Raw genomic sequence first — 17365 nt, forward strand, 5'->3', positions numbered from 1 at the left:
GCCGAGAACCGCGGAAGCCCGCGGAGAGACGCGGAAGGCGAAGCTGCGCTTTCCGCGCCCTTCCGCGTTTTCCGCGGTCCCATGACGGAGCCTCCGCTCGCGCGGAGGCTCAGGACAACCAGGCCCCTTGCGGGCCCCTTCCGTGTTTTCCGTGTTTTCCGTGGTTCCAAACTGACTCAGAGACGGCATTCCCACGCCATCCCGTCCGCGGTTCCGCCCCGCCGCACCGCTGTTCACACTCTCGTGAGGCCGGCGCCGACGCATTGGGCGCCCCCGAGGGGGTGCGGCGGCGCGTTAATCCCTCGTTAGCGAAAAAGTTTGGGGACGCCGGGCTCGCCTCATTGACGAGTCCGGGGGGCTCATGTGTCCATATGTGGGCTGGTTCGGGGGGCAGAACCACAACATGTAGGGCTGACGCGGCAAGGGGCCGGGTCATGGGGCAAAGGCAGGGACATGAGTGAAGCGGCGAAGGTTGGGATTGCCGAGACTTCTGAACGGGTTGCGCCCGAGAAGGCGCGCCCGCAACTCCAGCTCGTCCGCAAGGTCGAGGTCGACCGGTCGCGCGACGCGTTGCTGACCGACTTCGGCAAAACGACTCTCGAAGACCGCTACCTTCTGCCGGGCGAGAGCTATCAGGACATGTTCGCGCGCGTCGCGACGGCCTACGCCGACGACGCCGACCACGCCCAGCGCATCTACGACTACATCTCGAACCTGTGGTTCATGCCGGCGACGCCGGTCCTGTCGAACGGCGGCGCCGACCGTGGCCTGCCCATCTCGTGCTTCCTGAACGCGGTGCCCGACAACCTCCAGGGCATCCAGAGCGTCTGGAACGAGAACGTGGCCCTGGCCTCGAACGGCGGCGGCATCGGCACCTACTGGGGCGGCGTCCGCTCGATCGGCGAGAAGGTGAAGGGCGCGGGCCAGACCAGCGGCATCATCCCCTTCATCCGCGTGATGGATTCTCTGACGCTGGCCATCAGCCAGGGCTCGCTGCGCCGCGGCTCGGCCGCCGTCTACCTCGACATCCATCACCCTGAGATCGAGGAGTTCCTCGAGATCCGGAAGCCGTCGGGCGACTTCAACCGCAAGAGCCTGAATCTCCACCACGGCATCAACATCACCGACGCGTTCATGGAGGCCGTCCGCGACGGGGCGATGTTCGGCCTGCGCTCGCCCAAGACAGACGAGGTGATCCGCGAGGTGGACGCCCGCTCGCTGTGGCAGAAGATCCTCGAGATCCGGCTCCAGACCGGCGAGCCCTACCTGATCTTCTCCGACACGGTGAACCGCGCCATGCCGCAGCACCAGCGCGAGCTGGGCCTGTCGGTGCGCCAGTCGAACCTGTGCTCCGAGATCATGCTGCACACCGGCAAGGACCATCAGGGCCTGGAGCGGACCGCCGTCTGCTGCCTGTCGTCGGTCAACGCCGAGACGTTCCTGGAATGGCGCGACCATCCGACCTTCATCGAGGACGTCATGCGCTTCCTCGACAACGTGCTGGAGGACTTCATCGGCCGGGCGCCGCCCGAGATGAAGAACGCCGTCTACGCCGCCCGCCGCGAGCGCAGCGTGGGCCTGGGCCTCATGGGCTTCCACTCGTTCCTCCAGGCGCAGAACGTCCCGTTCGAGAGCGCCATGGCCAAGAGCTGGAACATGCGGCTCTTCAAGACCCTGCGCCGCCAGTGCGACGCGGCCTCGCGCAAGCTGGCGGCCGAGCGCGGCCCGTGCCCCGACGCGGCCGAGCGCGGCGCCATGGAGCGCTTTTCCCACAAGCTGGCCATCGCGCCGACGGCCTCGATCTCGATCATCTGCGGCGGCGCCTCGGCGGGCATCGAGCCGATCCCGGCCAACATCTACACCCACAAGACCCTGTCCGGGACCTTCGCGGTGAAGAACCCCTACCTGGAGAAGCTGCTGGACGAGAAGGGCCGGAACACCTCGGCCGTCTGGGATCAGATCCTGGCCAACGAGGGCTCGGTCCAGCACCTCGATTTCCTCAGCCAGGACGAGAAGGACGTCTACAAGACCGCCTTCGAGATCGATCAGCGCTGGGTGGTGGAGCTGGCGGCCGACCGCACGCCCGACATCTGCCAGTCCCAGTCGGTGAACCTCTTCCTCCCCGGCGACGTGGAGAAGTGGGATCTGCACATGCTGCACTGGCAGGCCTGGGAGCGCGGCTGCAAGTCGCTCTACTACCTGCGCTCCAAGTCGGTGCAGCGCGCCGCGCACGCCGGCGGCGAGACGGTCGAGGTCGGCGAACTCCGCATCGAAGGCAAGACCGACTACGAGGAATGCCTCGCCTGTCAGTAGGGTAGGCCTGCCGGTAGGTTGGCCCTCAAGGAGTCGGGCCGTCAGGTGTGCGTGGCGTCGTCGCTGCGCGGCCGGCCGGCTGGCTGTCGGACTGTCGTCAGAACTTTCCGGGAGATATCCACCGGGTCGTCCGACTTCCTCTGGAAAACCCTAAATGACGTGGTTCCCATGCTTGCCGACCACAAGATGTTGATACACTCTTAACGCAACTCCAGACGAGGCAGGCGACTCGATGACCGCGAAGTCCGATCCCAACATCCGCCAGCTTCCAGGCCTCCTGACCCCGTCCTACGCCTACAAGCCGTTCCGGTATCCCTGGGCGTACGACTTCTGGAAGAAGCAGCAGCAGGTCCACTGGATGCCCGAGGAAGTGCCCCTCGGCGAGGACCTGAAGGACTGGGCCTCCAAGCTGAACGACCGCGAGCGGAACCTGCTCACCCAGATCTTCCGCTTCTTCACCCAGTCGGACGTCGAGGTGAACGACAACTACATGGAGCGGTACAGCCGCGTCTTCAAACCCACCGAGGTGAAGATGATGCTGAGCGCGTTCTCCAACATGGAGACGATCCACATCGCCGCCTACGCGCTGCTGCTCGAGACGATCGGCATGCCCGACGCCGAGTTCACGGCCTTCCTCGACTTCCAGGCCATGCGCGACAAGCACGACTACATGCAGCAGTTCGGCGTGGAGTCGGACGCCGACATCTGCCGCACGCTGGCGATGTTCGGGGGCTTCACCGAGGGGCTGCAGCTCTTCGCGTCGTTCGCGATGCTGATGAACTTCCCGCGCCACAACAAGATGAAGGGCATGGGCCAGATCGTCTCGTGGTCGGTGCGCGACGAGAGCCTACACTGCGAGGGGATCATCAAGCTCTACCACGCCTTCAACAAGGAGACGGGGGCGGTCACCAAGGCCGTGGCGGACGACATCGTCGACTGCTGCCGCACCGTCGTGGGCCTGGAGGACAAGTTCATCGACCTCGCGTTCGAGGCCGGCGAGGTCCAGGGCATGACGCCCGACGACATCAAGCAGTACATCCGCTTCATCGCCGACTGGCGGCTGCGGCAGCTGGCCCTGCCCGAGGTCTACGGCGTCAAGGAGAACCCGCTGCCCTGGCTGCAGTCGATGCTGTCGGGCGTGGAGCACGCCAACTTCTTCGAGGCCCGCTCGACCGAGTACTCGAAGGCCGCGACGCGCGGCCAGTGGCATGGCGGCGAAGGCGTCTGGTCCGAGTTCGACCGCATGATGTCGCGCCGCGGAGAGAACGTCCTCCCGGCGGAGTGATCCGCCGCGGGCCCGGTCAGAAGACCGGCTCTTCCAGCTTGGGCTGCGGCGGGGCGACGGGCTCGGCCTTGGCGACCGGCGGCGGCGGGGCGATCGGCGTCACCACCGATTCCGGACCGGCGGGCGCGCCCTTGGCCGCCTCCGCCTTGGCGAGCGCTTCGGCCTCGGCCTTGGCCTTCTTCTCGGCGTCCAGCGCGGCCTTCTCCTCGGGCGTCAGCTCCTCGGGCTCGGGCCGGCCCTCGATGCGTTCGTCCACCAGGGGCGTGGCGTCCTGGGCCTGGAGGATCTCGGCGTCCACCCCGCCCGCGGCTTCGCCGGGCAGGCGGCCGGGCGGCTGGGCCGTGACGATCCCCATCGCGAAGGCGCCCACGGACGCGAGCCCGAGCAGGCACGCGACGAGCTGAAGCACGGGGCGGGGCATCGACCAGATCATGGCCGGACCCTAGTTCGCCCCGCGGCCGCAAGGAAGGGCGATCCTCGCCTAGCTCCGGCCCAGGTTCGCGAGCATGGCGTAGAGCACGCTCTCACGGCGCTGGGCGCTCTGGATGTCGGTCATCAGGGCCGAGAGCCGGTCCTTGCCGTCGGTGCGGGCGGCGATGACCGACTGGTTGTAGGCGCGGATGTTCGTGGGACCGGCCACTGCGGGCGGCGGCGGAGCCTTCGCCGCCGGCGTCGCCTTGCCCCAAGCGTTGCGCCCCGCGGCCGCCTGTTGCACCGGAGCCGAGCCGGGCGGACCCACCTCGGCGGCGCGGACGAAGCCTGTGGCGCCGCCCACGTCGACTTCCCACCAGCCGCCCTCGGCCTGCGAGGTCTTGGCCTGGATCGAGGTTCCGACCGGCAGGTTGCGCACCGGCGCGGCCGAGGCGACGGGCGCCGAGCGCAGCACGGCGGCGCGGACGGCCACCAGCGCGGGCGGCGGGGCGGCGGGCGGAGGCGCCGCCTGCTGCGGTCCGCCGGCGGGCGCCGGGCCCGCCTGCATCGACAGGCGCGTCGTCGCGGCCGCCGAGGCATAGGCGGGCGTCTGATTGCCGAGCACGTCGGCCTCGGAGGCGTTGTCGGTCATGGCCCGTCCCTGGGTGAAGGTCTTGGCCATGCCCGTGTGCTGGTCGACCACCGACCCGGTGACGTCGATGTCCTTCTTCAGCGCGCCGATCAGGTCGGTTCGTTCGCGCCGGATCGCGCGGCGGTCCTTGTCGGTGCTGGCGCTGGCCAGGCGGGTGTTGATGTCCTCGAGCTGGGTGGCGCGGCACTCCACCAGCGCCTGGCCGCTGCTGGCGATCTCGCGGCTGACGGCGAGCTGGCGTCCGGCGTCCTGGTCGATGTTGAACGAGGCCTTCTTCAGGTCGCCGCCGGCTTCCTGCTCCTTGAGCTTGGCGTAGGCGTCGGCCGTGGCGACGATGGCCACCAGCACCGCCAGCGCGGCATAGGCCTTGGTGTTGTCGCCCCCGCTGAAGCCCACGTTGCTGATGCCGGGCACGTTGAGGCCCATGGCGCCGGTCAGCATGTCCTGGCCGAACATCATGCCCGCGTTGGGCGCCGCCGCCGGGGCGCCGGCCTGCTGCTGGGCGGCGCTCTGCATGGCCATGCCGCCCACGGCGCCCATGATGCCGCCCACGCTGCCGAAGCCGCTGCTCAGGCCGCCGAACCCGCCCCCGGTGGCCCGGCCGCCGATCTGGCCGCTCATGACGCCCTTGGCCAGCACCATGGCCCCGGTCTTCAGCCCTTCGCCGATCGCCGCGCTCATCTTCGAGCGCTTGAGGTCGTCGTACTCCTTGTCGAGCCTGACGAGCGGCGCGCGCTGGGTGTCGCAGGCGTTCAGGACCGTATCGCGCCCGCCCCGCTGCGCCCACGACGGCTGCGCGTTCATGCTGAGAAGGGCGACCACGCTGACCGCGAGCCGGAACCTGCGCGAGTACTCCATCGAAACCCCCTATCGCACGCCGAGGCGCGCCAACTCCTCCCTGGAGACGTCGTCTCCCGCGGCGGCGGCCTTGCGGTACCAGTCGACCGAACGCTTCCGGTCGGCGCGCACGCCCTGGCCGGACTCGTACATGATCGCCAGGTTGCGCATGGCCAGCGCGCTGCCCCGGTCGGCCGCCGCCTGGAACAGGCGCACCGCTTCCCCCGGATTGGCCGACACGCCGGCGCCCCGCGCCGTCAGGCTGCCCAGGCCAAGATAACCGCGCGCATCGCCAGCCTGCGCCGCCAACCTATAGTACTCGGCGGCCCGGCCATAGTCCTGAGGCAGGCCCGCGCCCGTTTCCAGCATGACGGCCAGGCTGGACATGCCCTCGCTGTTCCCCAGCTCGGCGGCGCGCTGATACCAGGTGGCGGCCTGGATCTCGTCCTTGGCGATCGCCTCGCCGTCCTCGTAGGCGTAGCCCAGCCGAACCATGGCGTCGGTGTCGCCGGCGACCGCCGCCCGCTGGTAGAGACCGAAGGCCCGGCGCGCGTCGCGCGGTACGCCCTGGCCGCGTTCATACAGGTCGCCGAGTTGCGCGATGGCGGGTCCGTCGCCGGCGTCCACCGCTTTCTGAAGCCAGCCGGCGGCCTGTCGGGCGTCGGTCTGGACGCCGCGACCGCGGAGGTAGGTCTCGCCCAGCATCCCCATGGCGGTGGCCGAGCCCCGCTCGGCGGCGGTCTGGAGCCAGCGGACGCCGTCCGCCTCGTCGCGCGCCGTGCCGAAGCCGTTCAGCCGGCAGAGCGCCCAGTTGACCATGCCGCCCGAATGCCCCGCGTCGGCCGACGCCTTGAACCACTTCGCGGCGGCCGCCACGTCCTTGGGCGCGCCCTGGCCCGTCAGGGCCATGACGCCGAGATTGTACATCGCCGCGCCGTTGCCCATGCCCGCGGCGGCGTTCCAGTCGCGCGCGGCCGCGCGGTGGTCGCCGCGGGCGAAGGCGTCCCGGGCCGAGGCGACGAGGTCCTGCCCCGGCGCGGCCGAGCGCGAAGCCACCTGGAACGAGCCCACCGGCTGGCGTTCCAGCGCCCGGATGCGGTTGGACGCCAGCTTGCGGAACGAGCCCGTGATCTCGCCCCGGTCCTGGGCGTCCATGTAGGCCTTGAAGTCTGCCGGATCGTCCGAATCCTTGATCGAGGTCCAGAAGACCTGGTCCTTCTCCCACTTGATCTTGGTCAGGTCGGCGGCCGGCGCCGCGGCCAGCTGGGTGCGGCCCTTGGGATCGAAGCTCCAGTGCACGTTGGGCCAGATGCCCTGGAGGTCCGGCGTCTGCTGGCCTTCGGTCATCCGCTCGACCTCGGCCTGGACGTAGCTGGGCAGCTCGCCGACCGTGATGCCGGGACGGGTCATGCCCTGGGTCAGCGCGATGGCGAAGGGGCTGTTGCCGGTCGCGCCGTCCTGGGCCACTTCGCCCGGCCCGGCGGCCATCAGGGTGACGACCTGGACGTTGGCGTTGCTGCTCTCGCGGGCCAGACCCCGCGTGCCGCCCCCGATGCTGCGGGTGGCGGTAGGATTGTTGCGGCAGGCGTCCAGGATGATCAGCCGGACCGACTTCGCCCCGGTCAGGGAGCGGCCCAGGCTGGACGATTCCAGCGAACTGGAGGTCAGGGCCGTCTTGCTGTTGATGATGGCGTCCTTAGGCAGCAGGTAGTTGACGCCGTCGATCATGGCGCCGTGGCCGGCGTAGTAGATGATCGCCGCCTCGGACCCCTGGGCTGCGGACTCGAAGTCGCCCAGGCCTTCGATGAGCTGGAGACGGCTGGGATCCATCAGGACCTTCACCTCGAAGCCCAGTTTCTGGAGCGTCTGCTGGACCAGCTTGGCGTCGCGGGCCGGGTTCGCGAGGCTTGGGACCTTGTCGTACTTGGAGACGCCGATCACCAGGGCGACCTTCTGCGCCGCCCAGGCGCCGCCCGCGGCGGTGGCGTTGAGGGCCACGGCGATCACCACCGCGGTCCAGCGCATGGTCGAGGAATGTTGGCCCCGACGCCGGTCAGAGCGGGGCCGCACCGCCAAACGCATCACTGTCACCCTCCAGCCGAACGCCGGCATCATAGCCGAAAAAGCCAAGCATGACCGCCGCGACGCGATCAAGCGTGCGACGGTCACCAAGGTTATTCGTGCGACGAACCCGTTCGGAGGCGCGGCGAACGCCTACTTTGCGGCGGGATATTGCACGCGGGGCCGGAGATTCTCGATCACCGCCCGGGCGTCGAAGGCGCGGGCCTCGCCCTGCGGCTTGGCGCCCCGCTCCATCACGATCTCGGCCGAGGCCTCGAACCGCTCGACGGTGCGGACGTCCACCCGGTCGGCCCAGAAGGGGTCGCCCCAGAAGGGGTCCCAGCCGCGCCAGCCGTACCCGCGCCCATAGTAGCGCCACGAGGGCCGCCAGAAGCCGTAGCTGCCGTACCAGGGCCGGTAGATGGGATCGGGCTCGACGTAGGTCCGCGACTTGCGGTCGGTGTCGCGCTCGATCACCGAGAACCAGTCGTAGCCGTTCTGGACGGTCAGTTCCGCGGCGCGGAACAGGAGGTAGCCCTCCACGGTCTCGCGGCTGGTGAGCGTGTTGCCGGCGAAGTTGACGCGGAAGCGGTTGGGCTCCAGCCGAACCTCGGAGTAGCCGCCCGAAGTCGATGAGCCCGGCGCGGCCGGCTGATACGGCGTGGGCGTGGCGCAGGCGGCGAGGCCGGCCGCGAGGACCACGGCGACGGCGGCGACGATGGATTTCCTGGACATTTTCAGTTCTCGAACTCGCACGTCCCTCAAGGGCATTCCGGAAGCGTCCCTACCGAGGAAGACGTAATCATCACAACACCTGGCCGCAATTGTGGTTGCGCTTGCGGCCCTCACGCTCCCGTCACCGCCAGCACATACACCAGCCGGCCCAGCGACCCGAACAGCAGCACGGCGACCGCCAGAGCCTGGATCATGAAGCCCAGCTCCCGCTTCCTGGGATCGGCCACATAGCCCCGCTGATACAGGATGCGGCCCACGATCCAGACCAGACCCACGATCGCGGCGACGAGGTCGCTCCAGTAGATGGCGAACAGCCAGAGCGGCACGAGGAACAGCGGCAGCCATTCCAGGGTGTTCACGTGCGCGCGGATGGCGCGTTCGAGCACCGGATCGCCGGTCATGGCCGGCGCGGCGATCCCGCTCCTGCCCCGCGCCCGTCCTACCTGGAGGCCCATCCAGAAATAGGTGAGGAGCGCCAGCAGCGTGACGATGGCGACATAGGCGTGAGACGGCATGGTTCCCCCCGTTGGTCCCTCGTGGTCCGGCGGACGCGCGCCGCCTTGCAAGCGGGACCTTGGCGCCTTATCGGCGCGCTGGGAACCGGCCGCCGCCGCGCCGGGTTGTCTTTCGCATCGCAGGGAGGACACGGACATGGACGTGGACTCGACCGCCATCCGGACGATCGACTACGACGGCGAGCGCGCGAAGCTGTTCGTCCGCTTCGCCAGCGGAGAACGCTACGTCTACGTCGGCGTCCCTCGTGAGGTCTGCCGCTCGTTTCTGGACGCCGACTCCAAAGGTCGGTTCTTCCTGGCCGAGATCCGGGACTGCTACCCCTACAACCGGCTGACGAGCTGAGCGGTCTTTCGGGCGTCGAACTTCGGGAGTCGAACAGAGGCGCGCCACGTCTGTCGGGACGCGCCTCCCCGGTCAGCCCCGCTTGTCGCGCTTGGCGGCCACGCGCAGGCGCAGGGCGTTGAGCTTGATGAAGCCCGCCGCGTCGCGGTGGTCGTAGGCGACCTTACCCTCCTCGAAGGTGACCAGTTCCTGGTCGTAGAGGGAGTAGGGCGAGGTGCGGCCGATCACGGTGACGTTGCCCTTGTAGAGCTTCACCCGCACCTGACCGGTGACGTTCTTCTGCGACAGGTCGATGGCGGCCTGGAGCATCTCGCGCTCGGGCGCGAACCAGAAGCCGTTGTAGATGAGCGATGCGTACTTCGGCATCAGCTCGTCCTTCAGGTGCATGGCGCCCCGGTCGAGCGTGATCGATTCCATGCCGCGGTGGGCGTGGAGCAGGATCGTGCCGCCGGGCGTCTCGTAGACGCCCCGCGACTTCATCCCGACATAGCGGTTCTCGACCAGGTCCAGGCGGCCCACGCCGTTGTCGTGACCGAGCTGGTTCAGCTTGGTCAGCAGGGCGGCGGGCGACAGCTTCTGGCCGTCGATGGCCACGGGGTCGCCGTTCTCGAAGTCCATCGTGAAGACGGTGGGCTTGTCGGGCGCCGCCTCGGGCGAGATCGTGCGCATGTGGACGAACTCGGGGGCCTCGACGGCAGGGTCTTCCAGCACCTTCCCCTCGGAGGAGGAGTGCAGAAGGTTGGCGTCGACGCTGAAGGGCGCCTCGCCGCGCTTGTCCTTGGTGATCGGGATCTGGTGCTTCTCGGCGAAGTCCAGCAGGGCCTCGCGGCTCTTGAAGTCCCACTCGCGCCAGGGGGCCACGACGTGGATGTCGGGTTCGAGCGCATAGTAGGCGATCTCGAAGCGCACCTGGTCGTTGCCCTTGCCGGTCGCGCCGTGGGCGACGGCGTCGGCGCCGATCTTCCGGGCGATCTCGATCTGCTTCTTGGCGATCAGCGGCCGCGCGATCGAGGTGCCCAGCAGGTACTGGCCCTCGTAGACCGTGTTGGCCCGGAACATCGGGAAGATGTAGTCGCGCACGAACTCCTCGCGCACGTCCTCGACGAAGGCGTACTCGGGCTTCACGCCCAGGGTGATGGCCTTGTGGCGCGCGGGCTCGACCTCCTCGCCCTGGCCCAGGTCGGCCGTGAAGGTCGCCACCTCGGCGCCCAGCTCGGTCTGGAGCCACTTGACGATGGTGGAGCTGTCGAGGCCGCCGGAATAGGCGAGGACGACCTTCTTGACGGGCTGATCGGCCATGAGCGTGCGGAAGCCTTCGGGCGAGGGGTGAATCGGTCGCGCGCCTTTAAGGGCACGCGGCGGGCGGGTTCAAGGCCTAAGCGCGCCTTCGGCGTCCAGCGTGCGCACGACGGCGCGCAGCCACAGCATGTGGACCAGGGCGAACACCGGCGCGATGGCCATGCGCACCAGGAAGAGGACCAGGGGATCGCTCGCGTCCAGGCCGGGCGCGCGGGCGGCGGCGGAGAGTCCCAGCCCCACGATCAGCGGGAGGCCCACGGCGAGGGCGAAGGCCGGATTGCGCCGGGCGCGCCAGCCGGGCCTGCCGCCCGCGCCCCACTGCATCGGCAGGCGCGCGTCGGCGGGAATCGTCTTCACCGCGCGGCGGGTCGCCGAGGCGATGGTCGCCATCACGAAGATCCAGACGGCGTCCCCGAGGATGGCCAGGAGATCCAGCGACATCTCAGACCGTCACCTGGGCGCCCATCTCGACCACGCGGCCGGGCGGGATCTTGTAGAAGTCGGTCGGGTTGGCGGCGTTCTTCATCAGGAAGATGAACAGCTTGTCCTGCCACAGGGGCATGCCCGACTGGGCCGACGGCACCACCGAGCGGCGTCCCAGGAAGAACGAGGTGGCCATGATGTCGAACTTCAGGCCCAGCTTGCGGCACTGGCCCAGCGCCTTGGGGATGTTGGGGCTCTCCATGAAGCCGTAACGGATCTCCAGCGTCTTGAAATCGTCGTTCACCGCATCGATCCGGACGCGGTCGTCCTCGCGGACCCGCGGCGTCTCGGCGGTGTGGACGGTGAGGATGATGTTCTTCTCGTGCAGCACCTTGTTGTGCTTGAGGTTGTGCATCAGCGCCACCGGCGCGGTGTCGGGATCCGAGGTGAGGAAGACCGCCGTCCCCGGCGCGCGGTGCGGCGCGCGCGCCTTGAGGATGTCGGCCAGCTCGACCAGCGAGACCGAGTCGCGGCGGGTCTTCTCGGCCAGGATCTGGGCGCCGCGGGTCCAGGTCCACATCACGAGCACGAGACCGCCGCTGATCAGCAGGGGCGCCCAGGCGCCCTGGGGGATCTTCAGGAGGTTGGCGCCCACGAAGACCACGTCCACGAGGCCGAAGGCGCCCGCGCCCAGCACGGCCTGCCACGCCGGGCGCTTCCACATGTGGCGGATGATGAAGAAGAACAGCAGGGTGTCGACCAGCATCGCGCCGGTGACGGCGATCCCGTAGGCCGCGGCCAGGTGGTCGGAGGTCCGGAACAGCGCCACCAGGATCAGCACGCCCACCAGCATCATGATGTTGACCTGGGGAACGTAGATCTGGCCCGCCTGGGTCTCGCTGGTGCGGCGGATGTCGATGCGGGGGAACAGGCCGAGCTGGACCGCCTGCTGGGTGACCGAGAAGGCGCCGGTGATGACGGCCTGGCTGGCGATGATCGTCCCGGCGGTGGCGAGCGCGAGAACCGGCCAGAAGGCGGCCTCGGGGATCATCTCGAAGAAGGGGTTCACGCGCGACTCGGGATGGGCCAGCACCAGCGCGCCCTGGCCGAAGTAGTTCAGCAGCAGGCAGGGCAGGACGACCAGCGCCCAGGCGGCGCGCAGCGGGCCTCGGCCGAAATGGCCCATGTCGGCGTACAGCGCCTCGGCGCCCGTCACGGCCAGGAACACCCCGCCCAGGATCAGGAAGCCCAGCAGGCCGTTGTCGATCAGCATCAGCACGCCGTGGTGGGGCAGGAGGCCGTGGAGGATCGTCGGGTCGTCCGAGATGTGGATGGCTCCGAGCCAACCCAGCGTCAGGAACCACAGCAGCGTGATGGGTCCGAAGAACCGCCCCACGCTGGCGGTGCCCCGCGACTGGAGCGCGAACAGCGCGATGAGGATGGCCACGGAGATCGGCAGGACATAGGGCGCCATCGACGGTCCGATGCCGGGCGCGAGCTTGAGGCCCTCGACGGCGCTGACCACGGAGACGGCGGGGGTCAGCACCCCATCTGCGTAGAACAGCGCCGCGCCCAGCATGCCCAGGGCGAGCAGGACGAACGATCGGCGGCCTTCAGTCACGCGCTGGGCCAGGGCCATGAGCGCGAGCGTGCCGCCCTCGCCCTTGTTGTCGGCGCGCATGAGGAAGACGACGTACTTGATCGTCACGATGACGATCAGCGCCCAGGTGATCAGGGAGACCACCCCCAGCACCGTCGCGCGCTCGGCCCCGCCGCTCTCGGTGTTCGCGAGGGCGACGCGCATGGCGTAGAGCGGGCTGGTGCCGATGTCGCCGAACACCACGCCGATGGACCCGAGCGCGAGCGCCCAGAATCCTTCCTTGCGGGGGTGACCGTTCCCGGAGGGCGACGTGTCTTCGGACGCTTTCTGAGCGTCGACGGCCTGGTCAGCCATCCGATGTCTCCGGAGAGCCCCGCGGGGCGGGGACTCCAAGGCGGCCCTATGCCGTCGCGGCGGGCGCGAATACACCCAATCCAGGCGCCGTTCAATCGCAGGCGGGGCGCCGGTGTGTCGCAGCCCGGCCATGACAGCCCGGCCGGAAGAGGGAGATGTTCGATGACAAGGCGTCTGGCGCTCGTGACGGGCGCTTCCGCGGGCCTGGGGGCGGCGTTCGCGCGCCATCTGGCGGCGCGGGGCTTCGACCTTGCGCTCACCGCGCGGCGGGCCGACCGGCTGGAGGCGCTGGCCGGCGATCTGCGGGACCGTCACGGCGTCGAGGTCCTGAGCGTGGCCGCCGACCTGGCCCGGCCCGAGGCGCCGGAGGCGGTCCTGGGCGAGATCGCGGACGCCGGCCGTAGCGTCGACGTGCTGATCAACAACGCGGGCTACGGTCTGTCGGGGACGTTCGCCGACACGCGCTGGGCCGACCAGGCGGATTTCGTGCAGGTGATGGTGACCGCGCCCTGCGAACTGGCGCACCGCGTGGGGCCGGGGATGGGCGAGCGCGGCTATGGCCGGATCGTCAACGTGGCCTCGGTGGCGGGCCTGCTGCCGGCCGCGGCCGGGCACACGCTGTACGCCGCGTCCAAGGCCTTCCTGATCCGCTTCTCGCAGAGCCTGCACCTGGAAGGCCGCGCGCAGGGCGTCCACGTCAGCGCGCTGTGCCCGGGCTTCACCTATACCGAGTTCCACGACGTCAACGGCACGCGCGAACTGGCCGACGCCTCGACGCCCCGCTGGCTGTGGCTGGACGCCGATCGCGTGGTCGCCGACGGCTGGCGGGCGGTGGAGGCGAACCGGCCGGTCTGCACGCCGGGCGCGGTCTACAAGGTCATCACGGGGGCCGCGCGGCTGATCCCGGAATCCTGGGCTCTCAGCCTCATGGCCGGCCAGGGCGGACGGGTGCGGAAGACCTGAGGCGACCGCTCAGTGGCCATAGGGGTTGGCGACGGCCGGGACGATGAAGCCGCTCGTGCTCTCGGCGAAGCCCTGAAGGATGAACTGGATCGCCAGCGCGCAGAGGATCAGGCCCAGAACGCGCACCACGATGGTGAGGCCGATCCGACCCAGCAGCCGGCTGATGATCGGCGTCGCCAGGAAGGCGAGCAGGGTCGAGAGGGCGACCGCCGCGATGACGCCCACGCCCACCGCAGCACCCTGGAGGCCGTAGTTGCGGGCCTGGCTGGCGTAGATCACGACGCTGGAGATGGCGCCCGGCCCGATCAGCAGGGGCATGGCGAACGGCACGATCATCCGCTCGAACCGCTTGCGGGCCACGGCGCGGCCCGTGCCCTGAGGCGCGTCGGCGGCGTCGGCGTAGGTGGCCGTGAAGTCGTCGCGGGCCATCTCCAGGCCCAGCAGGAACAGGATGATGCCGCCCGCGATCCGGAACGCCGGCAGCGAGATGCCGAAGAACTCCAGCAGGCTGAGGCCCGTGAAGAAGAAGAACGTCAGGAAGCCCAGGGCGAACAGCGAGATGTAGAGCGCGATCCAGGCCCGGTCGCGCGACGCCGCCCCGACCGTCGCCGCGGCGAACAGCGGCACGTTCCCCACCGGATCGATGAGGGCGAACAGGGCGACGAAAAAGTTGACCGCGAACTCGGCCTGGCTCATGCAAGGTGCTTAGCCCAAATCTGCAACGGCGGAACCCCCGCCCCCCAACGGAGCCCCGTCATGGCCGCCGCCGCCGCGCTCGCGCAACCGCCCGTCAAGGCCGATCCGCGGCTGATCGTGCCCCTGGACCTGCCGTCCGCCGGCGAGGCGCGCGCGATGGCCGAGGCGCTGGGGGACTCCGTCTCGTTCTACAAGGTGGGCCTGGAGCTTTTCGCCTCGGACGGCATGGCGCTGGCGCGCGAACTGAAGGCGGCGGGCAAGCAGGTGTTCCTGGACTGGAAGCTGCACGACATCGGCACCACCGTTCAGCGGTCGGCGGCCGTGCTGGCGCAGTCGGGCTGCGACCTGTTGACGGTCCACGGGGAGCCCCAGGTGATGGCTGCGGCGGTGCGCGGGCGCGGCGCGTCCAACCTCAAGATCCTGGCCGTCACCGTCCTCACCAGCCTGTCGGACGAGGACCTGGGCGAGGTGGGCTATCACGAGACCGCCCGCCAGCTCGTGGAGCGCCGTATCCACCAGGCCATCGCCGCCGGTTGCGACGGCGTGGTGGCCAGCCCGCACGAGGCGGCGCTGGCCCGGGCGCTGGGAGGACGGGATTTCCTGGTGGTCACGCCGGGCGTGCGGCCCGACTGGTCGGCGAAGAACGACCAGGCCCGTGCGGCCACGCCGCGCGACGCGCTGACCGCCGGCGCCAGCCACATCGTCTGCGGCCGCCCGATCACCGCCGCCAACGACCCTGCGGCCGCCGCCCGCCGGATCGCCGCGGAGATGGCGGGCGCCTGAGCCGCGCGGCCTACGCCAGGTTCGCCGTGGCGAGTTCGGTGGTCACGCCGTCCAGCAGCCGCCGGCCGTCGGCCGTGGCGCGAAGCCTGAGGGGATCGTCGGCCAGGAGGCCCAGGGCCGTCAGCCGCCGCACCACGGGATGTTCCGGGGCGAGGCCCAGCGCCGCGACCTCGTCGAACCCGACGCCGCGAGCGATGCGCAGGCCGCTGAGCAGGCGCTCCTCGGCGGCCTCGACGGGGCTAAGCGCCTCGCATTCGGCGAAGCCGGCGCCGCCGGCGGCCACCGCGCGGATGTAGTCCGCGGGCCGGTCGTGTGATCGGGTCGCCTCGCGGACGCCGCCGCGGGTGATGCGTCCGTGGGCGCCCGGGCCCACGCCCAAGTAGTCGAGCCCCTGCCAGTAGACCAGATTGTGCCGTGAGCGCGCCGCCGGACCGCGCGCATGGTTCGACACCTCGTAGGCCTCGAAGCCCTCGGCCTCGAGCACGGTCTGCGTGGCGTCGTAGAGGTCGGCGCCGGCCTCGTCGCCCGGTGGCGCGAACAGGCCGCGCCGCACGGCCCGGTCGAACGCCGTGCCGGCCTCGATGGTGAGCTGGTAGGGCGAAACATGCTCGGCGCCGAGGTCGACGACAGCCCTCAGTTCGTCGGCCCAGGCCCGAACCGTCTGTCCGGGCCGGGCGTAGATCAGGTCGACGGACAGGCGGGGAAAGGCGCGCGCCGCCGCCTCGGCCTCGCGCCCGCGGGCCCGGACGACGTTGAAGTCGCAATAGGGGCAGCGACTGGAGTCCCAGCGAAAGCCGGTCGACGCCCGCGTCGGCCAGCGCGGCGAACCGTCCGGCCTCGGCGTCGGTCGGGTTGGCTTCCAGGCTGACCTCCAGGTCGCCCGCCGCCGTCCACAGGCGGCGCGTCGCGTCCAGGATCGCCGCCACTTGGTCCGGCGCCATCAGCGAGGGCGTGCCGCCGCCGAAGAAGACCGACACCAGGGACCGCGGCCCGGTCAGCGCCCGCTGGGCCTCCAGGTCGTCGACGATGGCGCGAGCCAGATCCGCCGCCTCGGCCTCGCGCCCGCGGGCCCGGACGACGTTGAAGTCGCAATAGGGGCAGATCCGCGCGCAGTAGGGCCAATGGACGTAGACGCCCAGCGGAGGGCCGGGCGACGGGGTGCTCACAACAGCGCCGCCTTCAGCTTCTCGAAGGCGCGGGCGCGGTGGCTCATGGCGTCCTTCACCGCGGGCTCCAACTCACCGAAGGTCAGATCCAGGCCCCGCGGAACGAAGATGGGATCGTAGCCGAACCCCCGGTCGCCGCGGGGCGGGAAGGTGAGGGTCCCGTCGATCCGGCCTTCCACCACCACCGCCGGCCCGTCGGGCCAGGCGACCGCCAGGGCCGAGGTGAACCAGGCCGAGACGTCCTCGGCTCCGACTTCGTCCAGGCGTTCCTCGACCTTGGCCATCGCCATGCCGAAGTCCTTTTCCGGCCCGGCCCAGCGCGCCGAATAGATGCCCGGCGCCCCGTCCAGCGCCGCCACGGAGAGGCCGGAGTCGTCGGCCAGGGCGATCAGGCCCGAGGCGTCGGCCGCCGCCCGCGCCTTCAGAAGCGCATTGCCGACGAAGGTGGCCTCGGTCTCCTCGGGCTCGGGCAGGCCCAGTTCGCCCGCCGACACCAGGGAGAACCGGCCATCCAGAATCTCGACCAGTTCGCGGGCCTTGCCGGGATTGTGGGTCGCCACCACCAGGCGCAGGCCGGGTTCGAGCCGCAGGGCCATGTCGTTCCTCCCGTCTCCAGAGGCCGCGGACCCTAGCCCCCGTCGGGGGTTGTTGCATTGCAAAAGTTTAATATCGTTACTCGATATTCACGTGATCGAAAATCGATGCGGATGTATCTCCAATCCCGTCGGGACGCGGTGTCTCGACCTCGAAAATGCTGCAACGCAACAAATATTGGAGACCTTCATGCTTGCCAACCTGATGAACACCCTCGACCGGACCGCCATGGGCTTCGTGGTCGTTCTGGCCGCCATGCCGATCCTGAGCATCGCCGCGCGCGCCATCGTCCTCTAAGTTCGGCGTGCGATCGATGCGCTTCGTCGAACGACCCG

General features: G+C 69.8%; 16 protein-coding genes and 1 pseudogene. 5 read left to right on the forward strand and 12 right to left on the reverse strand.

From position 1 onward, the window contains the following. Window positions 1-453: 453 nt before the first annotated feature. Together ABS78_RS21830 and ABS78_RS21835 are read left to right on the forward strand one after the other, a co-directional pair. On the forward strand, window positions 454-2313 hold the full coding sequence (locus ABS78_RS21830; protein ID WP_293384627.1) for a ribonucleoside-diphosphate reductase subunit alpha: 1860 nt from the start codon (window positions 454-456) through the stop codon (window positions 2311-2313). Between the two features lie 232 nt (window positions 2314-2545). Next, complete coding sequence (locus ABS78_RS21835; protein ID WP_293384630.1) at window positions 2546-3598, forward strand: ribonucleotide-diphosphate reductase subunit beta; 1053 nt, start codon at window positions 2546-2548, stop codon at window positions 3596-3598. 16 nt (window positions 3599-3614) lie between these two features. On the opposite strand, the gene ABS78_RS21840 is transcribed toward ABS78_RS21835, so the two are convergent. The 5 genes from ABS78_RS21840 to ABS78_RS21860 all read right to left on the reverse strand — a co-directional run bounded on the left by ABS78_RS21840 (window position 3615) and on the right by ABS78_RS21860 (window position 8809). After that, window positions 3615-4031 (reverse strand): hypothetical protein, encoded by a 417-nt coding sequence (locus ABS78_RS21840; protein ID WP_293384633.1) that lies wholly within the window; start codon window positions 4029-4031, stop codon window positions 3615-3617. Window positions 4032-4079: 48 nt separating this feature from the next. Further along, a complete protein-coding gene (locus ABS78_RS21845; protein ID WP_293384636.1) occupies window positions 4080-5519 on the reverse strand; it encodes a hypothetical protein in 1440 nt (479 codons plus the stop codon). Window positions 5520-5528: 9 nt separating this feature from the next. Beyond that, window positions 5529-7523 (reverse strand): caspase family protein, encoded by a 1995-nt coding sequence (locus ABS78_RS21850; RefSeq protein ID WP_293384639.1) that lies wholly within the window; start codon window positions 7521-7523, stop codon window positions 5529-5531. A gap of 189 nt (window positions 7524-7712) precedes the next feature. After that, on the reverse strand, window positions 7713-8294 hold the full coding sequence (locus tag ABS78_RS21855) for a hypothetical protein (protein WP_293384642.1): 582 nt from the start codon (window positions 8292-8294) through the stop codon (window positions 7713-7715). A 110-nt stretch (window positions 8295-8404) separates the two neighbouring features. Next, on the reverse strand, window positions 8405-8809 hold the full coding sequence (locus tag ABS78_RS21860; RefSeq protein ID WP_293384645.1) for an MAPEG family protein: 405 nt from the start codon (window positions 8807-8809) through the stop codon (window positions 8405-8407). A gap of 136 nt (window positions 8810-8945) precedes the next feature. Here ABS78_RS21860 and ABS78_RS21865 point away from each other — a divergent pair, with 136 nt between their 5' ends. Continuing rightward, on the forward strand, window positions 8946-9152 hold the full coding sequence (locus tag ABS78_RS21865; protein ID WP_293384648.1) for a KTSC domain-containing protein: 207 nt from the start codon (window positions 8946-8948) through the stop codon (window positions 9150-9152). A 72-nt stretch (window positions 9153-9224) separates the two neighbouring features. On the opposite strand, the gene ABS78_RS21870 is transcribed toward ABS78_RS21865, so the two are convergent. The 3 genes from ABS78_RS21870 to ABS78_RS21880 form a co-directional block, all read right to left on the reverse strand. Beyond that, window positions 9225-10451 (reverse strand): argininosuccinate synthase, encoded by a 1227-nt coding sequence (locus ABS78_RS21870; protein WP_293384651.1) that lies wholly within the window; start codon window positions 10449-10451, stop codon window positions 9225-9227. 69 nt (window positions 10452-10520) lie between these two features. Beyond that, window positions 10521-10892, reverse strand: a complete 372-nt coding sequence (locus ABS78_RS21875) for a hypothetical protein (RefSeq protein ID WP_293384654.1) — start codon at window positions 10890-10892, stop codon at window positions 10521-10523. Window position 10893: 1 nt separating this feature from the next. Further along, window positions 10894-12828: a potassium transporter Kup gene (locus ABS78_RS21880; protein ID WP_293384657.1), complete on the reverse strand. Its 1935-nt coding sequence runs from the start codon at window positions 12826-12828 to the stop codon at window positions 10894-10896. Window positions 12829-12990: 162 nt separating this feature from the next. On the opposite strand from ABS78_RS21880, the gene ABS78_RS21885 reads away from it, so the two are divergent. Next, window positions 12991-13791, forward strand: a complete 801-nt coding sequence (locus ABS78_RS21885) for an SDR family oxidoreductase (protein ID WP_293384660.1) — start codon at window positions 12991-12993, stop codon at window positions 13789-13791. Between the two features lie 9 nt (window positions 13792-13800). Here ABS78_RS21885 and ABS78_RS21890 read toward each other — a convergent pair whose 3' ends face one another. Further along, complete coding sequence (locus ABS78_RS21890) at window positions 13801-14487, reverse strand: MarC family protein (RefSeq protein WP_293384663.1); 687 nt, start codon at window positions 14485-14487, stop codon at window positions 13801-13803. Window positions 14488-14547: 60 nt separating this feature from the next. Between ABS78_RS21890 and pyrF the strand changes: the two genes are divergently transcribed. Next, window positions 14548-15270 carry an orotidine-5'-phosphate decarboxylase gene (gene pyrF / locus ABS78_RS21895; protein ID WP_293384666.1) on the forward strand — a complete coding sequence of 241 codons (723 nt, stop codon included), beginning with the start codon at window positions 14548-14550 and terminating at the stop codon, window positions 15268-15270. A 10-nt stretch (window positions 15271-15280) separates the two neighbouring features. Here pyrF and ABS78_RS21900 read toward each other — a convergent pair whose 3' ends face one another. The 3 genes and pseudogenes from ABS78_RS21900 to rdgB all read right to left on the reverse strand — a co-directional run bounded on the left by ABS78_RS21900 (window position 15281) and on the right by rdgB (window position 17032). Next, window positions 15281-15823 (reverse strand): hypothetical protein, encoded by a 543-nt coding sequence (locus ABS78_RS21900; RefSeq protein WP_293384668.1) that lies wholly within the window; start codon window positions 15821-15823, stop codon window positions 15281-15283. Between the two features lie 256 nt (window positions 15824-16079). After that, a pseudogene (locus ABS78_RS21905) lies at window positions 16080-16436 on the reverse strand (radical SAM protein); the annotation flags it as partial. Continuing rightward, a complete protein-coding gene (rdgB, locus tag ABS78_RS21910) occupies window positions 16433-17032 on the reverse strand; it encodes an RdgB/HAM1 family non-canonical purine NTP pyrophosphatase (RefSeq protein WP_293384671.1) in 600 nt (199 codons plus the stop codon). The pseudogene ABS78_RS21905 and the gene rdgB, both read right to left, overlap by 4 nt. Window positions 17033-17365 lie beyond the last annotated feature (333 nt).

Source organism: Phenylobacterium sp. SCN 70-31, from assembly GCF_001724605.1.
Classification (GTDB): domain Bacteria; phylum Pseudomonadota; class Alphaproteobacteria; order Caulobacterales; family Caulobacteraceae; genus Phenylobacterium.